This window comes from Nocardia otitidiscaviarum (genome assembly GCF_007362295.1).
Taxonomy (GTDB): Bacteria; Actinomycetota; Actinomycetes; order Mycobacteriales; family Mycobacteriaceae; genus Nocardia; species Nocardia otitidiscaviarum.
Genome location: NZ_CP041695.1, coordinates 2,450,932 through 2,471,240 on the forward strand (window position 1 = coordinate 2,450,932; position 20,309 = coordinate 2,471,240).

Consider the following 20,309-nt stretch of genomic DNA (forward strand, 5'->3'; position numbering starts at 1 on the left):
GCGCCCGGCCCAGGTCTCCACACCCAGAGGAGGGGAAGATGACAGACGGTCCCGTCAACGCCCCGACACCTACCTCCGACGCCCCCGCGGGCCCCACCGTGCTGTTCGTGTGCACCCACAATGCGGGGCGCTCCCAGATGGCGCTCGGATTCTTCAACCGGCTGGTCGGCGATCGCGCCACCGGCTGCTCCGGCGGCTCCACGCCGGGTTCGGCGCTCAATCCGCTCGTGGTGCGCGCCATGGCGGAGCGGGGCATCGACATCTCCGGCGAGTACCCGAAGCGCTGGACCCACGATCTCGTGCGGGCCGCCGACGTGGTGATCGATATGGGCTGCGGGGACGCCGACCCGATCCTGACCGGTCACCGCTTCGAACAGTGGTGGCTGCCCGATCCCGCCGACCGGGACATGGACGAGGTGCGGGCCATCCGCGACTCCATCGAGCAGCGGGTACGGCGACTGGTCACCGACCTCGGCCTGCCGGTGGTGGACCGGGCCCGGGTGTGAGACGTCGCGTTCAGCGCGTCGCGTCGATCTCCGGTTCGGTGATCCCGATGGGGCAGGTCCGGAGTCATGTCGGTGACGGTGCATGCCGCACCCGACGTGAATCAGCGCTCGTGATAACGGCATTCGCCGGTGAATACGAGCGCCAGCGGCGGGCGCAGCGTCGCGTCCGCCACGCTCGTGCCGGGCGACGGGGCCAGCCCCAGGGCGTCGGCCAGGCCGCGGGTGGTGGCCAGGATCATGGTGGCGGCGGAGGTGCTGTCCACCGTGGTATCGACCTCGCCGCAGTGCTTACCGTTGTCGATGGCGGCGGCGATGCGCCGGTGGGTGTCGGCGGTGGCCCGGGCGGCGATCGTGGCCAGGGATTCGTCGGTGAAGGCGGCGGTCCAGAGGGTGCGCTCCACCCGGAACTCGATGGTCCGCTCCGCGTCGAGGGGCAGCAGTTCGCGTAGGCAGTCCAGCAGCATGGTCGAAATCGGTTCGTGCGCCGCCTCACCCGCCTCGATGCGGGTGGCGATCCGGGTATCGATGCGGCGCAGGCAGTCCGCGTAGGCGAACCGCAGCAGGGCGTCCTTGCCGTCGAAATAGTGCTGGATGAGTCCGACCGAGATACCCGCCTCGGCGGCGACGCGCGCGAAGGTGACGCGGGCGAGGCCGTCACTGGCCAGCAGGCGTTGGAAGGCGCGAGCCATCTGCTCGCGGCGTTGATCGTGGTCGGCGAAACGCGGCACGTGACAACCATACCGCCATATGACTACCGTTCCAATATGAACATATTGCTACGGCGAGCGGGGTGGCTGGTGCCGGTCCTCGCGCTGCTACTGCTGAGCGGTGCAACCGCGAGATCCGAACCCACCAGCGGAGACGACCTGCACGCGCGCATGGACGATTTCGCGCGCACCCGGATGAGCCAGGTCGAGCTGCCGGGCCTCGCCTATGCCGTGGTGGAGAAATCTGGAACCGTGCACACCGGCACCTTCGGGCACGACGGGGACGGCGGTGATATCACCGCGGCGACCCCGTTCCTGTGGGGCTCGGTCGCCAAACCGGTCACCGCCACCCTGGTCACCGCCATGGCCGCGGCCGGAGAACTGCGGCTCGACGCGCCCGTGACCGCGTACCTGCCGTCGTTCCGGCTGCGCGACGCGACCCGCTCGGCCCGGATCACCCTGCGCCACCTGCTCGAACAGACCAGCGGCCTCGCGACCACCACCCGCTACACCGACCGCACCGATCCGGATCGCCGACCCGGCGACGTACTGCCGGAACTGGCCACCGCGGAGCTGGTGAGCGAGCCGGGCACGACCCACCACTACTCGAGCACCAATTACCTGCTGCTGTCGGCCGTGGTGGAGGCGGTGACCGGCAGGCCGTTCGCGCGGGTGCTCGCCGAACGGGTGCTCGATCCGCTCGGTATGCGTACCGCCGTGACGAGCGCGGTGGACGCGGAGCGGGTGCCCCGGGGGCATCGGTTCGTCTTCGGACGGGCCGTGCCGTTCGCCACCGGCTACGACCCGGCGGGCGTGGGCTACGGATATCTCGGCGGCGCCGTCGGCGCCGCCGCCGCATTCGCCCGCGCCGCCCTCGGTGGAGGCGGCATCTCCGCCGACCAGCGCACCGCCATGTTCGACCCAGCGGCGCGGACCGGTCCGGACTCCTACTACGGCCTCGGCTGGCGGCGCTGGACCCTGGACGGCGCCGACACGCCCATGATCTGGCACGGCGGCTCATCTCCCGGATTCTTCGCGCAGGTGATCCTGTTGCCCGAGCGGGAGCGGGCCGTGGTGCTGCTCACCAACGTCTCCAGCCCCGTGCACGAAACGCAGCTGCTGGACACCGGTTTCGGCCTGGCGCAACTGGTTTCCGGCGCGGCCGCGACTCCGCGCGCGCCCGACCGGGCCTATGCGCTCATGCTCGGCGTCCTGGTCGCTCTCCTCGCCGTCCTGATCACAGCGTCCGGACTCACCGCGCGTGCCCTCACCCGCCCGGTCCGGCGGGACGGCCGGTGGCGTCTCGCGCTCGCCACCGCCGTCTGGCTGACGGTCGTACCTGCCCTGCTCTACGGCCTGGCGCTGGCATTGCCCGAGCGGATGGGAGTGCGACTCGGGCAGTTGGCGCTGTGGGTCCCAGATATCGCCTGGCTCGTCTACGGTGTCCTCGGAACCGCCACTCTGCTGCTCGTGCTGCGCCTGGCCGTGGTGGCGCGGGCTGTCGGTGGGTGGCGGCAGAATCGAACTGCGATCGGCACGGACGAATGATGGGGAGAGCGCGGGGATGGAGCAGGAGCGGTTCGCCGAGGCGGTGCTGGGGAGTCTGCGGGCACACGGGGTGACGGACGCGGAGTATCTCGCGGAGGAGTTCTCGATTCGGCACAGCGGTGACCGAATCGTCTATCTGGGCAATATCTTCCGGGAGTGCGCCGGATACGAGGCGGCCGAGCGCGCCGAACGGATCGCCCACTTCGTGGCCGCCATGACCAGCTCCGACGAGGCGCCCGAGGACTGGGCGCAGGTGCGCCCGCTGCTGCGGGCCGTGCTGCGGCCGGTCACCTACGGTCTGGACGACTTCGACCGGATGAGCGCGCCGCTGAGCCGCCCCGCGTTCCCGTTCGTCAACGAGACGGTGGTGGTCGACCTGCCCCGCACCCGCGCCTACGTGACACTGGACATGGTGCGGGACTGGGGCGTCGAACCGGAAGCCGTATTCGCCGCCGCGCGTGACAATCTCGCGGAGCTGGCCCGCCCGGGATCACCGGAGGAACTCGGCCTGCTGCGCTTCGTCGACGACGGGGACGCCTACTTCGGCTCCTGGCCGTTGCTGCCCGGCTGGCTGGCCAGCTACGCCGGGGGCGAGCACCGCCCGGTGGCGTTCATCCCCGACGACCACACCCTGCTCGTGGTGCCCGACGATCCGGACCTGCTGCCCGCCGTCTTCGAGATGGTGGAACAGCAGTACGGCGAGGCGGCCCGGCCCATCTCACCGCAGGGCTACACCCTCGACGAGTACGGCATGGTGGTGCCCTACGACCAGGCCGGTCCGGAACCGGCCCCCGAGTACGCGCGGCGGGCCCGCAGCGGCTTGGCGGTGACCGAATACGGCATCCAGACTCGGATTCTCACCGCCAAATTCGAGGAGGACCTCGATCTGGAACCGCTCAGCGATGTCGAACCGGCCATGGTCGGCGCGGTCATGTTCCAGTCCACCGACGACGGCCCGGTCACCTCCACCATCGTGGGCGAGGACGTGGAATACCTGCTGCCCGAGGCCGATTACGTGCACTTCGCGCGCATGGACGCCGACGGCGAGATCGACCTGGTGTGCACGGTGCCGTTCGATACCGTGGTGCAGCTGCTGGGGCTGGTGCCGATTCCGGGACTGCATCCCCCGCGCTTCGAACTGCGCCGGTGGCCGGACGAGGCGACGCTGGCGCGGCTGCACGCGGCGGCGGTGGCGCTGTGATCGGGGGGATCCTCAGGCGCGCTGCGGATCTCCGGTGATCTCCACGATCGGCAGCCGCAGGGCGGCCGGTGCCGCCGCCGGAACGACCGGATGTGCCGGGGCCACCGGTCGCACCCGCCGATAGGGCGCGCCCGGGGCGGGTCGGGGATCGGCCTCGCCCCGATTGGGCCACAGCGATACCGCCCGCTCGGCCTGGGCGGTGATGGTGAGCGACGGATTGACGCCCAGATTCGCCGAGATCGTGGAGCCGTCGATCACGTGCAGGCCCGGATGACCGTAGAGGCGGTGATAGGGGTCCACCACACCGGTTTCGGGGGAATCGCCGATCGCGCAGCCGCCGATGAAATGTCCGGTCATGGGGATACCGGCCACCGCGCTCATCGAGCCGGTGGGAATACCGTCGATCTTGTCGGCCACCCGGCGCGCCACCTCGTGTCCGGCCGGAATCCAGCTCGGATTGGGTTCGCCCTCACCCTGTCTGGTCGTCATCCGGCGGCCGAACAGCCCGCGCCGCGTGTAGGTGGTGATGGAATTGTCCACCGACTGCATGACCAGCAGGCCGATCATCTCCTCCGACCAGCGTCGGGGATTGTGCATGGTGGCGAGATCCCGTGGCCCGCGGCGCATCTCCCGCAGCCACAGCCGCCAGTTCGGCGTGCCGTCGTCGGAGCCGACCATGGCGGTGACCATGAGCGCCAGCGCGTTGCTGCCCTTGCCGTAACGCACCGGCTCGACATGGGTGTCGGCATCGGGATGGATCGACGAGGTGATCGCGACACCGCGGGTGTAGTCCGAGCCCCGGCGACGGGTGCGCACCGACAGCAATTCCTCGGAATTGGTGCGCGACAGATAGCCCAGCCGCGGTGAGATGTGCGGCAGCGAACCGGAATCGCGCAGCCGGTGCAGCAGCCGCTGGGTGCCGAGCGCCGCGGCGGAGAACACCACCTGCTCGGCCGTGAACACCCGCCGACGCGTGCGCACCCAGCGGCCCGTGCGCACCGTCTCGACGGCGTAGCCGCCGGTCTCCAACGGCCGCACATCGACCACCGTGGTGAGCGGATGCACCGCCGCACCGGCGGCCTCGGCGAGGTACAGGTAGTTCTTCACGAGGGTGTTCTTGGCATTGTGGCGACAGCCGGTCATGCATTCGCCGCAGTGGGTGCAGGTGCGGCGGGTCGGGCCGACGCCGCCGAAGAACGGGTCGGGCACATCGGTGCCCGGCCGGATTCCCTTGCCGCCGAACAGCACTCCCACCGGTGTCGAACGGTAGGTGTCGCCAACGCCCATCTCCTCGGCGACCTCGCGCAGCACCCGGTCGGTGGGCGTGGTGGCCGGGTTGACGGTGACGCCCAGCATACGTTTGGCCTGGTCGTAGTGCGGTGCCAGTTCATCGCGCCAGTCGGTGATGTGCGCCCACTGCCGGTCGGCGTAGAAGGCGGCGGGCGGCTCGTACAGGGTGTTCGCGTACACCAGCGAACCACCGCCGACGCCCGCCCCCGCCATGATGAAGGTGTTCTTCAGCAGGGTCAGCCGCTGGATGCCGTAGCAGCCGAGCTTCGGGGCCCACAGGAATCGGCGCAGCCGCCAGGAGGTGCGGGCGAATTCGTCGTCGGCGAAGCGTCGCCCGGCCTCCAGTACGCCGACCCGGTACCCCTTCTCGGTCAGCCGCAGCGCGGTGACGCTGCCACCGAACCCCGAACCGATCACGAGTACGTCGTAGTCGAAACCCTTGCCGTCACCCATGCCGTCGAGATCCACGCTGCCCGTACCTTTCGCCGTCGCTGCCGAATTCGCTCCACCGTAGGAGCGGTCACGGCCGCGACGGGACACAGCTGCGGTCAGGAAATCGGTACTTTCGGCCAGGCGGGTGGCGACGCCGCGGTCGACTACCGGCGGCGCGAGGTGGTGCGGCCGCGCGCCGAACCCGCGATCCGTTCGCCGCGGCGGCGGGTGCGGGCCGTCCACTCCGCGCCCCGGCCCTTGGCCGCGTCGGCGACCTCGGGCCCGCGCTGGCGGGCGAGTTCGGCCAGGTGCGCGCTGCGCTCGCGGGCGGTCTCGGCCCATTCCGGTCCGCGTTCGCGGGCGACCTCGGCGAGGTGCGCGCTGCGTTCGCGGGCGGCACCGGCGTACTCGGGTCCGCGTTCGCGGGCGATTTCGGCCAGATGGCTGCCGCGTTCCCGGGCGGCCTCGGCCAGTTCGGGTCCGCGTTCGCGGGCGATCTCGGCCAGGTGCGAGCCGCGTTCGCGGGCGATCTCGGCGATTTCGGTGCCGCGCTCGCGGGCGGTCTCGGCCCATTCCGGTCCACGTTCGCGCGCGACCTCGGCCAACTCCTGGCTACGCTCCTTGGCGGTTCCGGCCACCTCCGCCCCCTTCGAGGCCGCCACCTCGGCTACGTGGCGGGCGCGAACGGCGGTGTCGTGCAGGCGGTCTCGCACGGCCGGACCGGCGTGGTCACTCGCGCCCAGCGGCAGGGCGGCCGAGACGGCGGCGGCCGTGCGCTGGGCGGCCCGGCGGCCGCGCCAGCCCAGCGACGGCCTGCCCTCGGTATCGGCGCTGGCGATGAGCAGGCCGCCGAGCAGGCTCATATCCTTGAAGAACGCGGTCCGCTTGGCCGCCTTGCGGGTGGGATCGGTCTCCTGCCAGAAATCCTGATTCGTCACCGCCGATGGCACCACGGTCATCGCGAGCATCAGCGAGGCGAGTCGCGGCACCTTGCCCGTGGCGAGTAGCACCCCGCCAGCTATCTGCGCGCCGGCGTTGATTTTCACCAATGTGGCCGGATCGGCGGGCAGTTTCTCGGCGACCCCGGCGAACCGGGATTCACGCTGCTGCTCCAGGAGGGTGTTGGCCGCCTTCACCCGTTCGTCCGGGTGCATGAGCGTGTCGGCCCCATCCGCGAGAAAGGCGGAGGCCAGCAGCGGCCGGGCAAGTCGTCGTAGCAACATCAACGGGCCCCTTGCTTCGGAAATAGGTCACTTTGTCGGTGGGTATCTCCTGCGCCGGAATTCAAACGTACCGGCGGGCAACGCTGTAGCTACCGAGTATAGGGCGGTATCGGGCGCGGATCAGACGTCGAGGCCGTCCTGCAGCGTGGCGATGGCCCCGTCCAGGGTTTCGTGGAGGGCGGACAGCGAGCGGTCGGTGTTCACCACCCAGTGGTCGAGTCCGACGCCCAGGGCGGCGAAGCAGGCCGCGGCGGCGACCTGGGTGCGCAGATCGGCCTCGGCCAGTCCGGCGCGGCGGGCGAAGTGCTCGGCGAGGACGTGGCGGCGCAGCACCGCCCCGGTGAAATTCTCCTGTCGCAGTTCGGGATTGGTGATCAGCACCTGGCGGGCGCGGCGGACGGTGGCGGCCTGTTCGCGCCGCTGTTCGGCATCCGGTTCGTGGACGAGCAGTTCGCGCAGCGCGCCGCGCAGCGCGGTGAGCGCGGACTCCTCGGGCGGTCGCCGGTCCATGGCCGCGAGCAGGAAGGCGACGAGGTCCTCCTCGTGGCCGAACACCACGGCCGCCTTGGACGGGAAGTGGCGGTGGAAGGTGCGACGCGAGACCCGCACCGCGTCGGCGATCTGCTGCACGGTGGTCTGCTCGTACCCCTGCCGCTCGAACAGCCGCAGCGCGGCGTCCATGAGTTCCCGGCGCACGCGGGCCTTCTCCTGCTCGCGCAGTCCGACCGATTCCGGCATGTCCCGCCCTTCGTTGTCCAACCCACACTATTTGATGTCACACCGTGACACTTTTCCGGTTAGTCTGATCGAAGTGTCTCACTGTGACACCATTTGCTCACCGATGCGAGAGGGCCGCGATGACGCGACGCGCAATACTCACCCTGGTTTCGACGGCGATAGTGGCGAGCGCGCCGCTCGCGGGCAGCGCGGCGGCCGATCCGCCGAGCGCGGCGCACACCTCCGCACCGGGCACCGTCGTCAGCGACGCGGCCCTGCCCGCCGAACTGTGGATCCCCGGCACCGGATCGGCCCGTCGGCTGACCTACTGGACCCAGGACTCCGCGGGCGCGCCCGCCCTGTCCACCGGCGCGATCTTCGTCCCCGCCGGAACGCCGCCGCCCGGCGGCTGGCCCGTGCTCTCGTGGGAACACGGCACGGTGGGCGTGGGCGACGCCTGCGCGCCCTCGACCGCAGGCCGCTCCCAGCGCGACCTGGACTACCTCGGCACCTGGATGGACCAGGGCTACGCCGTGGTCGCCACCGACTACATCGGACTCGGCACCCCGGGCGGACACGCCTACCTGGACGGTCGCGCCGAGGCCAACGCCGCCATCGACATGGTGCGCGCGGCCCGCGCGGTCGATGCCTCGCTGGCCGCCAAGTGGGTGGCCATCGGGCAGTCACAGGGCGGCGGCGCGACCGTCTTCACCGCCGCTCAGGCCACCCGCTACGCACCCGAACTCGACTACCGCGGCGCGGTGGCGACGGGTCCGGCCTCCAACGTGGCCGAGGTCTTCGGCCTGCTCGGCCCGGACAGCATGCCCGTCCGGTCCGCCGCCCTGACGGCCTACGGCACCTATGTGTTCAACGGTCTGCGCACGGCGCTGCCCGATCTGGATCTGGACAGCTACCTGTCGCCGCTCGGCAAGGAACTGGTGGCCGCCGCCGAAACCCTGTGCTACGCGCCCATGACCCAGCGCGCGGCCGGAGTGGCGCTCGGCGAACTGCTGGCGCGGCCGCTCGCCGAGGGCGATCTCATCGCACGGGCGCGCACCGTGCTCGACGTGCCCATGTCCGGATACGACCGCCCGCTGTTCATCGGACAGGGCACCAACGACACCGATGTGCCGATTCCGTTGACCACCAAGCTCATCGCCGATCTGGAAGCGCACGGCGTGCGTCCCGAGGTGCACATCTACCCCGGCAAGGACCACAGCGCGACCATGGCGGCATCGCTGCCGGACAGCAGGCCGTTCGTGGCCCGGCTCTTCGCCTGAAGGCGGATCGGTCGCCGGTCGCGCCGGTTCAGCGGCTGACGGCGGTCTCGGATGTCACATGCGACAGCTTCTCGGGATTGCGCACGATGTAGAGCCCGGTGACGAGACCGTCGTCGATCCGCACGGCCACGATGCCGTCGATCGCACCGTCGATCCGCACGACCAGGGCCGGGAAGCCATTGGCCTGTACCGGCTCGACCGTCAGCATCCCGCCGTGCCGGTCCAGACCACCGGCCAGCAGGCGGCCCACCCGGTGCGCGCCCACCACGGGTCGGGTGATGGCCTGCTTGATGCCGCCGCCGTCGCCCAGCATCACCACGTCCGGGGCGAGAATGTCGAGCAGGCGGCGCAGGTCGCCCGTTTCCACCGCGACCTGGAAGGCGTCCAGCGCGTGCCGGGTCTCGGCGGGGGAGACCACCCCGCGCGGGCGGCGCGCGGCCACGTGCGCCCGCGCCCGGTGCGCGATCTGACGCACCGCGGCCGGGGTCTTGTCCACGGCGGCGGCGATCTCGTCGTAGCCCAGGTCGAAGACGTCGCGCAGGACGAAGACCGCGCGCTCGGTGGGCGCGAGGGTCTCCAGCACCAGCAGCATGGCCATCGAGACGCTCTCCGCCAATTCGAGGTCCTCGGCGACATCGGGTGAGGTGAGCAGCGGTTCGGGCAGCCACGGACCGACATAGGACTCCCGGCGGCGGCCCAGCGTGCGCAGTCGGGTGAGCGCCTGGCGGGTGGTGATCCGCACCAGGTAGGCGCGTTCGTCGCGCACCGCGTCCAGGTCGACGCCCGTCCACCGCAGCCAGGTCTCCTGCAATACGTCCTCGGCGTCGGCGGCCGAACCGAGTATCTCGTAGGCGACGGTGAAGAGCAGGTTGCGGTGGGTGACGAATGCCGCGGTGGCCGCATCCGTGCCGTCGGCCTCGTGCATGGTGACTCCTGTCCGTGTCCTCGACCGTATGTCACACACCAGACTCCGCGGCCGCCGCGCATGTGACACGCCGGGGCCGTGATCGCCGCCACGCCTCGCGGCGTTCGGGCACAGATCGCTCCCGACAGCTCATGGCGCACGAGCGGGACGGCCCGTTCGGTCTCGGTGCATCCGTCGTCCGGCCGCCAGGGGGACGGGATCGCACGGTCGGCCGACTCGCTAGCCGGTGCGTGCCACCTTCACCGCTTCGGTCACCAGTGGCACCTGGAGCGGGAGGCGCAGCAGCACGCCGGCCTTGAGCGGCAGCGCACGTTCGGGATCGCGGTACCAGTCGGCGGCCATCCGGACGTTCGCAGGGAAGACGGCGACGAAGAGCAGGGCCGCGAGCGCACCGCCGGCGCGGCGGGTGCGGGGCGCCGCGAGCAGCCCGGCGATCCCGAGTTCGGCGACGCCGGAGGCATAGGTGTAGGTCCGTGCGCTGCCGGGCAGCGACCGCGGGACGATGGCGTCGAAGAACCTGGGGGCGAGGAAGTGCATGGTGCCGGCCACGCCCAGGAGTACGGTCAAACGTAGGGAAGCGGCCGAGGCCGCCCGCGCGCGAGAATGTGACACATGCGACACCCTGCCATACCGGCTGCTCGGTAGGGGTAGCGGCGGGGGTTCGCCACAGGTTCGGCGGTGTCCGAGTTTGACGGAGGTGGACCCGGGTACTCCACTTTGTCGGGACTGTCCGAACGAACTAGAGGTGTGCGTGGTGGACGCGAAGCCGCGTCCGGCTGGGATTGGGATATGAGTGCGAACCTGATGATCGTGGAGGATGACGACCGCGTTCGCGTGGCCCTGCGGTTGGCCATGGAGGACGAGGGCTATGACGTCGCTGAGGCGGAGGAGGCAGAGGTCGCGCTCAGGCAGCTGCGTGACAACGGAGCACCCGATTTCATGATCGTGGATCTGATGCTGGGCGGTATGGACGGCTTCACCTGCATCCGCGAGATCCGCCGCGACCACGACGTCCCCATCATCGTGGTCAGCGCCCGCGACGACACCCACGACGTGGTGGCCGCGCTGGAGGCGGGCGCCGACGACTTCGTCACCAAGCCGTTCGAGGTCAAGGAGATCACCGCGCGCATGCGCGCCGTGGCCCGGCGCGCGCGGTTCGCCGAACAGGCTGCCGCGGAAGAGGATCCGGATTCCGAGCTGGGCACCATGGTGCTCGACGAGCAGGCCGGCAACCCGCTCGTGCTCTCCACCGAGAGCGGGATCGTGCGCCGTGGTGACGAGGAGATCCACCTCACGCTCACCGAGTACCGGCTGCTGTGCGAACTCGCCGGCTCGGCCGGGCGGGTGCTCAGTCGCGGCACCCTGCTGGAACGGGTGTGGGATCGCGGCTTCTTCGGCGATGAGCGCATCGTCGACGTGCACATCCGGCGACTGCGCACCAAGATCGAGCGGGATGCCTCGGATCCGCAACTCATCGTGACCGTTCGAGGGCTGGGGTACCGACTCGACGTCCAGCGGTGATCGGTCTCCTGGTCGTCACCGCGGTGGTGGCCCTGGCCCTGGGACTCGCCCTGGGCATGTGGGTGAGCCGGCGCACCTTCGAACCGGTGGTGCGCTCGCTGCGCAGCAGCGTGGAGCGGGAACGCCGACTGGTCGGTGACGTCAGCCACGAATTGCGTACTCCGCTGACCACCCTCATCACCAGTGTCGGCGTGCTGAAGCGCTACGAGGCGGATCTGCCCGAGCGCTGCCGGCTGGCCCTGGGGCTGGTCACCGACGAGATCGAACATCTGCGCCGGGTGCTCGACGACATGCTGGCCCTGGCCCGGATGGAGGCGGGGGTGCATGCGGGCGACGCCGACCCGCTGTCGCTGAAAGAATTATTGATTCACACGGTATCCGGGCGAAAACATGCACCCGAATTATTGACGGTCGTGCAGGACAGTATGATTCGCGGCCGGAAATTGGAACTCGAACGTGCCGTGGGCAATTTGCTCGACAATGCCGTGCGGCACGGCGGCGGCATTGTCGGGATCACATTGCGACGAAATGGTGACGAAGCCGTCATCATGGTCGACGATGCCGGTCCCGGAGTCGCTGTCGCCGATCGTAAACGTGTTTTCGATCGCTTTACGACGGTGCGTGCGGGACGTCGGACGGTGACCGGTACCGGCATCGGGTTGGCTCTGGTGGCCGAGACCGTGTCGGCGCACGGCGGGCGTGTCGAATGTGGTGAACGTCCCGGTGGCGGAGCACGTTTCATTATCCGACTTCCGGTATGTGACACACGCGGGTAACGGGCTCGTCATACGATCGCAATGAAGCCGACCGGTTCATCTCAAGATTCGGCCGCCACTCTGAAATGGTCATGAAGACACCATTCAGCCAATTCCCCGTAACTATCGATCAGCTTCTGGTGGAACCCCCCGACGGCTCCACGTTCACACTCAGATCCCCACGGGTGGAGGACGGTGGCAGTATCTGGCGAATCGCCCGCGATTCCCGCGTGCTGGATACCAATACGAGCTACGCGTACCTGATGTGGTGCCGCGACTTCGCCGGAACGTCCGTCGTCGCCGAAATCGACGGTGACATCGCCGGATTCGTGATCGGCTACTGCCGTCCACAAGCCCCCGACGTACTGTTCGTCTGGCAGGTGGCCGTGGACCATGCCTACCGCGGCCGCGGTCTGGGCGTCGAAATGCTCGACACCCTGATGAACAGCTGTGCCGCCCACGGGGTTTCGACCTTGGAGACCACCATCTCCGATGACAACCCGGCCTCCATCGCGATGTTCAATTCGCTCACGCGTCGCCGCCGGGCCGTCATCGCCGACTATCCACTCTTCGAGCGGGAGCACTTCCCCGACCAGCACGAGGCCGAGCGCCTGTACCGCATCACGCCGCCGACCACACTGGAGGAGATCCGATGACCACCACCGAGACGATGACCATCTTCGAGGATCTCGAATCGAACGTGCGCGGCTACTGCCGCTCGTGGCCCGCTCTCTTCGACACCGCCCGCGGTGCGTGGCTGCACGACGAGAACGGTCGGGACTACCTGGACTTCTTCGCCGGCGCGGGCTCGCTCAACTACGGGCACAACAACCCGGTGCTGAAGGAGGCGCTGCTCGACTACATCGGTCGCGACGGCATCACCCACGGCCTGGACATGTCCACCGTCGCCAAGCGTGATCTGCTGGACACCCTGCGCCGCACCCTGCTGGCCCCGCGCGGGCTGGAGTACAAGGTGCAGTTCCCCGGCCCCACCGGCGCCAACGCCGTCGAGGCGGCGCTGAAGCTGGCCCGCAAGGTGACCGGGCGCACCGCGGTCCTCAACTTCACCAATGCCTTCCACGGCATGACGCTGGGTGCCCTGTCGGTGACCGGCAATGCGACCAAGCGCGCGGGTGCCGGTGTTCCGCTGGTGCATTCGACCGCCATGCCGTATGACGGCTACCTCGACGACATGGACGGCCTGGCGTGGATGGCGCGCGTGCTGGACGACTCCTCGTCGGGTCAGGACGCCCCGGCGGCCGTCATCGTCGAGACCGTGCAGGGCGAGGGCGGCGTCAACGTGGCCCGCGCCGAATGGCTGCGCCAGCTGTCGGAGCTGTGCGCCGAGCGCGGCATCCTGCTCATCGTCGACGACGTGCAGATGGGGTGCGGTCGGACCGGCCCGTTCTTCTCGTTCGAGATCGCGGGTATCAAGCCGGATATCGTGACGCTGTCGAAGTCCATCGGCGGCTACGGCCTGCCGATGGCGCTGGTGCTCATGAAGCCCGAACTCGACCAGTGGTCGCCGGGTGAGCACAACGGCACCTTCCGCGGCAACAACCCGGCCTTCGTGACCGCCCGCGCGGCGCTGGAGCACTTCTGGTCCGACGACACCCTGGAGCGGGCCACCCTGGAGAAGGGCGCGCGCGCCGAGCGGGCGCTGACCGGCCTGACCTCCGCCTACGACGGCCTGTCCACGCGTGGCCGCGGTCTGGTGCAGGGCCTCGTCTTCGACGACGCCTCGCAGGCGGGCAAGGTGTGCCAGGTGGCCTTCGAGCGCGGTCTGTTGGTGGAGACCTCCGGTGCGGAGGACGAAGTGGTGAAACTGCTGCCGCCGCTGACCGTCACCCCGGACGAACTCGATCACGGTCTGGAGATCCTGGCCGGTGCCGTGGATTCCGTCTGCACCGGAAAGGCGGCCTGACGTGATCGTTCGTACCACCGCGGAGATCACCGGGACCGACCGCGACGTGGCCGGGGAGGGCTGGCGCAGCAAGCGCATCGTGCTCGGGGGCGACGGTGTCGGCTTCTCCTTCCACGAGACCACCATCGAGGCCGGAACCGTGCACGAGTTCCACTATCTCAACCACATCGAGGCGGTGTGGCTGGTCGAGGGCGAGGGGACGCTCGTCGACCTCGACAACGACGTGAAGTACGAGCTGGGTCCGGGTTCGATGTACCTGCTCGACGGCCACGAACGTCACCGCCTCGAGGTGCGTGAGCGGATGCGCATGATGTGCGTGTTCAATCCGCCTGTCACCGGACAGGAGGTCCACGACGAGAACGGCGTCTATCCGTTGGTCGCCGTCGCCGCCGAGTAGGGAGATTGGGAGTCAGGAACGAATGACGCTGTCGGACAACACCGTAATCGATCGCTACCAGACCCGGACCAGCACACCGCGCGCCCACATCGAGCGCACCGATCCCACGGTGTGGGGCCACATCGAGTCCCCGGAACTGGCTACCTTCGAGCCCTACGGCTACTCCGTGATCGATGCGCTGCTCGACCCCGCCGAGGTCGCCGAATTCTCGGCGGAGACCCGGCGTTTGGCGGATGATCCGGACCTGTGGCTCGATGAGCGATTGATCATCGAGAAGACGTCGCGGCGGGTGCGCTCGATCTTCGAGGTGCACAAGCTCAGTGACGCCATTGCGGATCTGGTGCGCCAGAGCCGGATTCGCGGACTCGCCGAACAGATTCTGGGTTCCGAGGTCTACATCCACCAGAGCCGGGTGAACTACATGCCCGGCTTCCGGGGGGCCGGTTTCTACTGGCATTCGGACTTCGAGACCTGGCACGCGGAGGACGGTATGCCCGCTCCGCGCGCGGTGAGCCTGTCGATCGCACTGACCGACAACTATCCCTACAACGGCAGCCTGATGCTCATGCCCGGGTCGCATCGCACCTTCGTGCCCTGCCAGGGTGAGACCCCGGCCGAGCACTACCGGGATTCGTTGCGCGAGCAGCAGATCGGTGTCCCCACCCAGGACGACATCACCAAGCTGGCCAGCACCTACGGCATCAACCAGTTCACCGGTGCCGCCGGCTCGGCGCTGCTGTTCGACTCGAACATCATGCACGGCTCGTCGAACAACATCACGCCGTTCCCGCGCTCGAACATCTTCCTGGTGTTCAACAGCGTGGAGAACGCGCTGGTCGCGCCGTTCGCGGCGGATACACCGCGGCCGACCTACATCGGCAGCCGGGACTTCACGCCCATCGGCTGACTCATGACGGCATCGCACCCCGCTCGGATCCGGGCGGGGTGCGATGCTGTCTACAGGCCAGGTCGGGCGTACCAGGCCAGGTCGGGCGTACCAGGTCGGGCGGGCGTACCAGGTCCGGTGCGCCAGGTTCGGCGCACTGGATTCGGTGCTCCAGGTTTGGCGTTCTAGGTTCGGCGCAGCGTGGTGAGGAAGTCCGCGAAATCGGTGGGCGGGCGTCCGGTCAGCCTCCGCACCGCATCGGTGACGGTATCCAGATCGCCCGCGGCGATGGCCGCGTAGGAGGTCACCCAGCCGTCCAGCTCCCATGGGGGCGCATCGTATTTCGCGCGGGACGCGTACGCCTGCGCGAGAGTTTCCGGGTCGTAGCGGTAGGGGCGGCCCAGAATCTCGGTCATCTGTGCGGCCGCCTCGGTCAGGGTGAAGGCGCGCGGACCGGTGAGATCGTGGATCGCGCCGGCGTGTCCCTTGCCGGTGAGCACGGCCGCGGCGGCGGCCGCCACATCCGCGCGGGCGACCGCGGCCACCGCACCGTCACCGGCGGGCCCGCGTATGACGCCGTGCTCGTCGGCGAAGGCCGGGATCAGGTCCTGGTACAGGTTGTCCCGCAGGATGGTGAACTCCATCCCCGAGGCCCGGATGGCCTGTTCGGTGTACCAGTGGTCGCGTCCGAAGGTGAAGGTGCAGTCGGGCGCGGCCGCGACGAAGGACAGGTAGACGATGCGCTCGACCCCGGCATCGCGGGCCGCCTGGACCACGGCGACCTGCTGGGCGGCCCGGTCGGCGGATTCGGTCGCGGAGACGAGGAAGAAGGTGTGCGCACCGGCCAGGGCGGTGGTGACGGATTCGGGGTCGGCGAAGTCGGCGCGGGCCGTGGTCGCGCCCGGTATGGCCGGGATCCGGGTGGGGGTGCGGCCCAGCAGCCGGGTGGTCAGGCCCGCGTCGGAGAGCAGGCGCGCCACTCGTCCGCCGATCTGCCCGCTCGCGCCGGAGACGGCGATCACTTCGGTCATGGCCACAGGCTATCGCTCCGCTACCGGCTGGCTCGGGTAACATTCGGGACACATATGATTCTCAAATAAAGGAGTGTGCGTGACCGGGACCATCCTGCCCAAACACCACGGCAACTGCTTCGGCTGCGGGCCGGAGAGCCGGTCCGGGCTGCACATCGACTTCCGGCGGTCCGGTGACGAGGTCACCGGCACCGTCGTCTTCGACGAGTGTCATCAGGGCGCGCCCGGACTGGTGCACGGCGGCGTGGCCTCGGCAGCGCTCGACGAGGCGGCGGGCGCGATCCTGCTCGGGCACACGCTCCCGGCGGTCACGGCGCAGCTGAATATCGCGTTCTCTCGGCCGATTCCACTCGGCCGCCCGGTCACCGTGCGGGCCGCGCTGGACCGGCGCGAGGGCCGCAAACTGCACATCGCCGCGCGGCTGGAACTCGACGGCGAGACCGCCGCCACGGCCGACGCCCTGTTCATCGTGGTCGAGCCCGAACACTTCCTGGCGCACGGTGCCCGGCCGGGTGATATTCCGGCACTGGGCATCTGACGCCCGCGGCCATCCATCACCCGCCACCCGTCATCCAGTGATACCGAGCGCACTGCCGGGGCTGAGGTATCGGGCGTGCGGCCCGGGTGGAGGGTGCGGCCGGGTCGGGGGCGGGTGTGCGGCCGAGCCGGTGGGTGTCGGGTGCGCAGCCGGGTGTGGAAACAGAGCGGCTGCCGCTCAGCGGAAGTCGCGGGTTTCGCCGCGCAGGGGAATGCGGTGCAGGGTGATATCGACCGGTGTGCCGTCGAACTCTCCCGTCAGCCGCAGTGTGCTGTCGTGCTGGCGGTAGTCGAGCGTCGAATCGTCCAGGCGCAGTCGAGATGTCGCGGCGTCGATGCTCAGCTCGGTGGTCAGCAGCTCGCCGGTGTCGCGGGTCACGGCCAGGCGCTGAGCGGCGGGGCGGGCGTCGATGGCTAGGCGCACCCAGCGCGGTCCGGCCCCCTCGTAGGTGTCCACCGCCCACACTCCGTCCAGGGGTGAGATCCGCTCGGTGTAGTCGTTGTAGCTGCGAATTCCATTGGCCCCCATGGCGGCGATGACGACGGCGGCTGCGGCGAGGTGGGCGAGGGTTCCCGCCCGCCGGCGACGCCGCCCCGCCGCGGGCGGTTCGGGCAGGGCGACCGAATCCCGGTTGCGGATCAGCACATCGAGCAGCCGCGACCACCACGGCAGTGCGACCACCAGGGCCATGGCCAGCATGAGCAGTGGGGTCAGGATGACCGGCACGCCGTAGCTGAGGTTCAGAATGCTCACCTGGACCAGTGCGACCGCCGAGACCAGGGCCCCGAGCAGGGTGGTGCGCCGGAAGATGAGCAGCAGCCCGCCCAGCACCTCCACCGCGCCCGTGATCACCGTGTACGGCGTGGAGGTCGCCATGAACTTCCACAGCATGCCCGAGGGCGAGGAATCACCGAGAGGGACCAGCATGGCGCCCGGCAGGGTGAAGGTGATGAATTGCGTCGGAACGACTTTCACCATGCCGAAGGCGATCATCGCCAGCGACAGCAGCACCCGGACCGCGGTGTATGCCCAGCCGGACGCCAGGGCGAGCCGTTCTCGGTTCATCGGTTCCCTCCGAAATCGCGTCGTGCTCCCGCCGCGCTCCTGGCCGCGGTTGCGGTCGGTCGGCCCCACCAGGGTGGCATACCGCGCCGAGCGGGCGCGTTCGCGAAACGGGCCGGCTCATCCGGCCCTGCGTCGATCTGTGATGTAGCTGACAACTTGCTGTATAAGTAACAGGTGTGCGACAGGTGTTTTACGATTCTGGCCGTCAGTCCAGGTCGGAATTGCGTGCCTTCGGCGCGATGCGGACCCGAGTAACAGGGGGAGCGGAATCCATTGTTGCGTATACCTTCCGACGACCGACCCGATGAACCGCGCCCGCCGACACTGGGCGGTCTGCTGCGCAAACTGCGGGATGATCGCCGGGTCTCCCGGGAACGATTGGGATTCGCCGCCGGGGTCAGCGCCAGCTATATCACGCACCTGGAGAGCGGCGCTCGCGAACATCCCACCAAACAGGTCATCGAGGCGCTCAGCACCTTTCTCGACCGCGTGCATCCCCTCTCCGATGCCGAGCGTCGCCACCTGTTCGATCTGGCCGGACTCCACGACGACACGTTTCCCGACGTCGACGACCTGCGGGCCGGTATCTCCGACGATATGCGCGCAGGCTTGGAGGTGCACGGGCCCAATCCGGCGGCCTTCGTCGACACCCGGTGGAATGTGCTGGCCTGCAATGATTCCTACGCGGCGGCATTCCCGGGGCTGGTCGAGGATGTCAGTATTCTGCGCTGGTTCTTCGGCAATGCGAACTCGCGGCGGGTGATGGTGGAATGGGAGCGGGAAGCCTCGCTCACGGTGGACTGGCTACGCGGTTTGATCGGCCAATCCGGCGATACCGCCTGGGCCGGTGATCTCCTGGAGGAACTCGGCGCGTACCCGGAATTCCGCGCCATGTGGGCGACGGGTGGGACAACCTATGGACGCGACGATCCACGTATGCTATTGCGCGATATCGACTCCGGTGCCGAATATTCGCTGGCGGTGCACATGTTCCGCGTGGATTACGGCCGTCATCCCGGACACATTCAGTTCTTCCTCGGCGTCCGGCGGTGAGCGGACGGCTACTGTGGAGGGGGCTCATCCCGGAGCATTTCGAAGAGGAGAGATTCCGTGGAGATTCTGGTCAATACCGGTAGGGCTGTGGAAGGCGATCAGGGGCTGCTCGATGCGGCCCGGGAGCGGATCGCCGACGTGCTGGGTCGGTTCGGCGATCGGATCACCCGCGTGGAGGTCTATCTGAACGACGAGAACGGGGACAAGGGCGGCGCGGACGACAAGAAGTGCACGCTGGAGGCCCGTCCGGCGGGTCAGGGGCCGGTGGTGGTGACGCACAAGGCGGCAACCATCGAGCAAGCCTATGACGGTGCGGCCCGCGAGATGGTGTCGCTGCTGAGTTCCCGATTCGGTCGGCAGCGAGATGTCAAGGGCGGGGAGAGCATTCGGCACATCCCGGCCGAGTGATGTGACTTCATGTAGGTGAAGTCAGGGGTTAGGGTCGAGGTCATGGACAACGCTTTCGCTCGTGAGATGTGGCGGGCGCTCGAACCGCTGCACGCCGTGACCTACTTCGCCGCCGAATGCATCGCCGATCGCAAAACCCTTGGGCTGCGCGGGTACTGGATGGGTTACTTCGGTTCCCGCGCGGCCCCGTTCGGCGCGGTCCGGCCCGGGGTGGTGGAGGCCACCTTCTACAACTTCCACCCGCGTATGGTGCGGCGGGCGATCCCGGACGCCTGGGACTACGCCGACCCCGAGACCATCCTCGCGGATCGGGCCCGTTCGGCCGCCGCGGCGCTGACCCGGGTGACGCCGGACATCGAGGAGCTGGCCGAGCGGGTGCTGCCCGGTCTGCGGGCCGCGGTGGCCGCCGCACCGCCCGGCGGACGTTCGCTGTTCGCCGCCAATCGCGATGTGCCCGAACCGGAATCCCCGGTCGCGGCGCTGTGGCAGGCGGCGACGGCGTTGCGCGAACATCGCGGGGACGGTCATGTCGCCTGTCTGCTCGCCGAGGGCATCGACGGCTGTGCGGCGCACGTGCTGTTCTCCGCCGACACCGGGACGCCCGAGCAGATCTGGCTCGACAATCGCGGCTGGAGCCGGGACGACTGGGAGGCAGCGGCCGACCGGCTGCGGGCGCGCGGACTGCTTGCGGGACAGGAGCTCTCCGATGCGGGCCGCGCGCTGCGTGTCCATGTCGAGACCCGCACCGACGCCCTGGCCGCCGACGCCTATCGGGATCTCCCCGACGCGGAGGACATGCTGAAGCTGATCACGCCCGCGGCCCGGTTGGTCTCCCGCGGCGGTGCGGTGCCGTTCCCGAATCCCATGGGCGCGCATCCGCTCTGAGTCCTCCTCGGCGCCAT

21 protein-coding genes and 1 pseudogene are annotated in these 20,309 nt (G+C 69.2%); 14 read left to right on the forward strand and 8 right to left on the reverse strand.

Annotated features, from left to right (window positions below; translation table 11 throughout):
* Window positions 1-29 precede the first annotated feature (29 nt).
* A pseudogene (locus tag FOH10_RS35530) lies at window positions 30-506 on the forward strand (arsenate reductase ArsC); the annotation flags it as partial.
* 101 nt (window positions 507-607) lie between these two features.
* Here the strand turns inward: FOH10_RS35530 and FOH10_RS10620 are convergent.
* Entirely contained in the window at window positions 608-1,234 is a 627-nt protein-coding gene (locus tag FOH10_RS10620; protein WP_143980582.1) for a TetR/AcrR family transcriptional regulator, read from the reverse strand.
* A gap of 36 nt (window positions 1,235-1,270) precedes the next feature.
* Here FOH10_RS10620 and FOH10_RS10625 point away from each other — a divergent pair, with 36 nt between their 5' ends.
* Window positions 1,271-2,761, forward strand: coding sequence for a serine hydrolase domain-containing protein (locus FOH10_RS10625; protein WP_143980583.1), 1,491 nt, complete (start codon window positions 1,271-1,273; stop codon window positions 2,759-2,761).
* A 16-nt stretch (window positions 2,762-2,777) separates the two neighbouring features.
* Window positions 2,778-3,962 (forward strand): DUF1444 domain-containing protein, encoded by a 1,185-nt coding sequence (locus tag FOH10_RS10630; protein WP_143980584.1) that lies wholly within the window; start codon window positions 2,778-2,780, stop codon window positions 3,960-3,962.
* Between the two features lie 12 nt (window positions 3,963-3,974).
* Here the strand turns inward: FOH10_RS10630 and FOH10_RS10635 are convergent, their stop codons facing one another.
* From FOH10_RS10635 to FOH10_RS10645, 3 genes are all read right to left on the reverse strand, one after another.
* Window positions 3,975-5,705, reverse strand: coding sequence for an FAD-dependent oxidoreductase (locus FOH10_RS10635; protein WP_143983999.1), 1,731 nt, complete (start codon window positions 5,703-5,705; stop codon window positions 3,975-3,977).
* A 143-nt stretch (window positions 5,706-5,848) separates the two neighbouring features.
* On the reverse strand, window positions 5,849-6,907 hold the full coding sequence (locus tag FOH10_RS10640) for a DoxX family membrane protein (RefSeq protein WP_143980585.1): 1,059 nt from the start codon (window positions 6,905-6,907) through the stop codon (window positions 5,849-5,851).
* Window positions 6,908-7,027: 120 nt separating this feature from the next.
* Window positions 7,028-7,645, reverse strand: a complete 618-nt coding sequence (locus FOH10_RS10645; protein ID WP_143980586.1) for a TetR/AcrR family transcriptional regulator — start codon at window positions 7,643-7,645, stop codon at window positions 7,028-7,030.
* 119 nt (window positions 7,646-7,764) lie between these two features.
* Between FOH10_RS10645 and FOH10_RS10650 the strand changes: the two genes are divergently transcribed.
* Window positions 7,765-8,904 (forward strand): lipase family protein, encoded by a 1,140-nt coding sequence (locus FOH10_RS10650; RefSeq protein WP_143980587.1) that lies wholly within the window; start codon window positions 7,765-7,767, stop codon window positions 8,902-8,904.
* 28 nt (window positions 8,905-8,932) lie between these two features.
* Here the strand turns inward: FOH10_RS10650 and FOH10_RS10655 are convergent, their stop codons facing one another.
* Entirely contained in the window at window positions 8,933-9,829 is an 897-nt protein-coding gene (locus tag FOH10_RS10655; RefSeq protein WP_143980588.1) for an RNA polymerase sigma-70 factor, read from the reverse strand.
* 219 nt (window positions 9,830-10,048) lie between these two features.
* Window positions 10,049-10,441, reverse strand: a complete 393-nt coding sequence (locus FOH10_RS10660) for a DoxX family protein (protein ID WP_143980589.1) — start codon at window positions 10,439-10,441, stop codon at window positions 10,049-10,051.
* 177 nt (window positions 10,442-10,618) lie between these two features.
* Here FOH10_RS10660 and FOH10_RS10665 point away from each other — a divergent pair, with 177 nt between their 5' ends.
* The 6 genes from FOH10_RS10665 (at window position 10,619) to thpD (ending at window position 15,333) form a co-directional block, all read left to right on the forward strand.
* Entirely contained in the window at window positions 10,619-11,350 is a 732-nt protein-coding gene (locus FOH10_RS10665) for a response regulator transcription factor (RefSeq protein WP_029932234.1), read from the forward strand.
* A gap of 26 nt (window positions 11,351-11,376) precedes the next feature.
* A complete protein-coding gene (locus tag FOH10_RS10670) occupies window positions 11,377-12,126 on the forward strand; it encodes a sensor histidine kinase (protein WP_143980590.1) in 750 nt (249 codons plus the stop codon).
* A 164-nt stretch (window positions 12,127-12,290) separates the two neighbouring features.
* Window positions 12,291-12,761: a diaminobutyrate acetyltransferase gene (gene ectA, locus FOH10_RS10675; protein ID WP_342355920.1), complete on the forward strand. Its 471-nt coding sequence runs from the start codon at window positions 12,291-12,293 to the stop codon at window positions 12,759-12,761.
* The gene (ectB, locus tag FOH10_RS10680) at window positions 12,758-14,029 is read left to right on the forward strand and encodes a diaminobutyrate--2-oxoglutarate transaminase (protein WP_143980592.1); all 1,272 of its coding nucleotides are present in this window, start codon (window positions 12,758-12,760) and stop codon (window positions 14,027-14,029) included. Before ectA ends, ectB begins: the two co-directional genes overlap by 4 nt.
* A 1-nt stretch (window position 14,030) precedes the next feature.
* On the forward strand, window positions 14,031-14,426 hold the full coding sequence (locus FOH10_RS10685) for an ectoine synthase (protein WP_029932238.1): 396 nt from the start codon (window positions 14,031-14,033) through the stop codon (window positions 14,424-14,426).
* A 22-nt stretch (window positions 14,427-14,448) separates the two neighbouring features.
* Window positions 14,449-15,333, forward strand: coding sequence for an ectoine hydroxylase (gene thpD / locus FOH10_RS10690; protein WP_143980593.1), 885 nt, complete (start codon window positions 14,449-14,451; stop codon window positions 15,331-15,333).
* A gap of 164 nt (window positions 15,334-15,497) precedes the next feature.
* On the opposite strand, the gene FOH10_RS10695 is transcribed toward thpD, so the two are convergent.
* Window positions 15,498-16,343 carry an NAD(P)H-binding protein gene (locus FOH10_RS10695; RefSeq protein ID WP_143980594.1) on the reverse strand — a complete coding sequence of 282 codons (846 nt, stop codon included), beginning with the start codon at window positions 16,341-16,343 and terminating at the stop codon, window positions 15,498-15,500.
* Window positions 16,344-16,422: 79 nt separating this feature from the next.
* Here FOH10_RS10695 and FOH10_RS10700 point away from each other — a divergent pair, with 79 nt between their 5' ends.
* The gene (locus FOH10_RS10700; RefSeq protein ID WP_186000786.1) at window positions 16,423-16,881 is read left to right on the forward strand and encodes a PaaI family thioesterase; all 459 of its coding nucleotides are present in this window, start codon (window positions 16,423-16,425) and stop codon (window positions 16,879-16,881) included.
* A gap of 177 nt (window positions 16,882-17,058) precedes the next feature.
* Here FOH10_RS10700 and FOH10_RS10705 read toward each other — a convergent pair whose 3' ends face one another.
* Window positions 17,059-17,946 (reverse strand): DoxX family protein, encoded by an 888-nt coding sequence (locus FOH10_RS10705; RefSeq protein ID WP_143980596.1) that lies wholly within the window; start codon window positions 17,944-17,946, stop codon window positions 17,059-17,061.
* Window positions 17,947-18,222: 276 nt separating this feature from the next.
* Between FOH10_RS10705 and FOH10_RS10710 the strand changes: the two genes are divergently transcribed.
* From FOH10_RS10710 to FOH10_RS10720, 3 genes are read left to right on the forward strand one after another with little or no spacing between them, the layout of a single operon-like run.
* Complete coding sequence (locus FOH10_RS10710; RefSeq protein WP_228811121.1) at window positions 18,223-18,999, forward strand: helix-turn-helix transcriptional regulator; 777 nt, start codon at window positions 18,223-18,225, stop codon at window positions 18,997-18,999.
* Window positions 19,000-19,056: 57 nt separating this feature from the next.
* Window positions 19,057-19,407 carry an HPF/RaiA family ribosome-associated protein gene (locus FOH10_RS10715; protein WP_029932244.1) on the forward strand — a complete coding sequence of 117 codons (351 nt, stop codon included), beginning with the start codon at window positions 19,057-19,059 and terminating at the stop codon, window positions 19,405-19,407.
* Window positions 19,408-19,449: 42 nt separating this feature from the next.
* Window positions 19,450-20,292 (forward strand): SCO6745 family protein, encoded by an 843-nt coding sequence (locus FOH10_RS10720; RefSeq protein ID WP_186000787.1) that lies wholly within the window; start codon window positions 19,450-19,452, stop codon window positions 20,290-20,292.
* Window positions 20,293-20,309 lie beyond the last annotated feature (17 nt).

Coding starts and splice junctions, on each gene's coding strand:
- FOH10_RS10625 (WP_143980583.1), top strand. CDS start 1,271: ATGAACATATTGCTACGGCGAGCGGGGTGGCTGGTGCCGGTCCTCGCG.
- FOH10_RS10630 (WP_143980584.1), top strand. CDS start 2,778: ATGGAGCAGGAGCGGTTCGCCGAGGCGGTGCTGGGGAGTCTGCGGGCA.
- FOH10_RS10635 (WP_143983999.1), bottom strand. CDS start 5,705: ATGGGTGACGGCAAGGGTTTCGACTACGACGTACTCGTGATCGGTTCG.
- FOH10_RS10640 (WP_143980585.1), bottom strand. CDS start 6,907: ATGTTGCTACGACGACTTGCCCGGCCGCTGCTGGCCTCCGCCTTTCTC.
- FOH10_RS10645 (WP_143980586.1), bottom strand. CDS start 7,645: ATGCCGGAATCGGTCGGACTGCGCGAGCAGGAGAAGGCCCGCGTGCGC.
- FOH10_RS10650 (WP_143980587.1), top strand. CDS start 7,765: ATGACGCGACGCGCAATACTCACCCTGGTTTCGACGGCGATAGTGGCG.
- FOH10_RS10655 (WP_143980588.1), bottom strand. CDS start 9,829: ATGCACGAGGCCGACGGCACGGATGCGGCCACCGCGGCATTCGTCACC.
- FOH10_RS10665 (WP_029932234.1), top strand. CDS start 10,619: ATGAGTGCGAACCTGATGATCGTGGAGGATGACGACCGCGTTCGCGTG.
- ectB (WP_143980592.1), top strand. CDS start 12,758: ATGACCACCACCGAGACGATGACCATCTTCGAGGATCTCGAATCGAAC.
- thpD (WP_143980593.1), top strand. CDS start 14,449: ATGACGCTGTCGGACAACACCGTAATCGATCGCTACCAGACCCGGACC.
- FOH10_RS10695 (WP_143980594.1), bottom strand. CDS start 16,343: ATGACCGAAGTGATCGCCGTCTCCGGCGCGAGCGGGCAGATCGGCGGA.
- FOH10_RS10705 (WP_143980596.1), bottom strand. CDS start 17,946: ATGAACCGAGAACGGCTCGCCCTGGCGTCCGGCTGGGCATACACCGCG.
- FOH10_RS10720 (WP_186000787.1), top strand. CDS start 19,450: ATGGACAACGCTTTCGCTCGTGAGATGTGGCGGGCGCTCGAACCGCTG.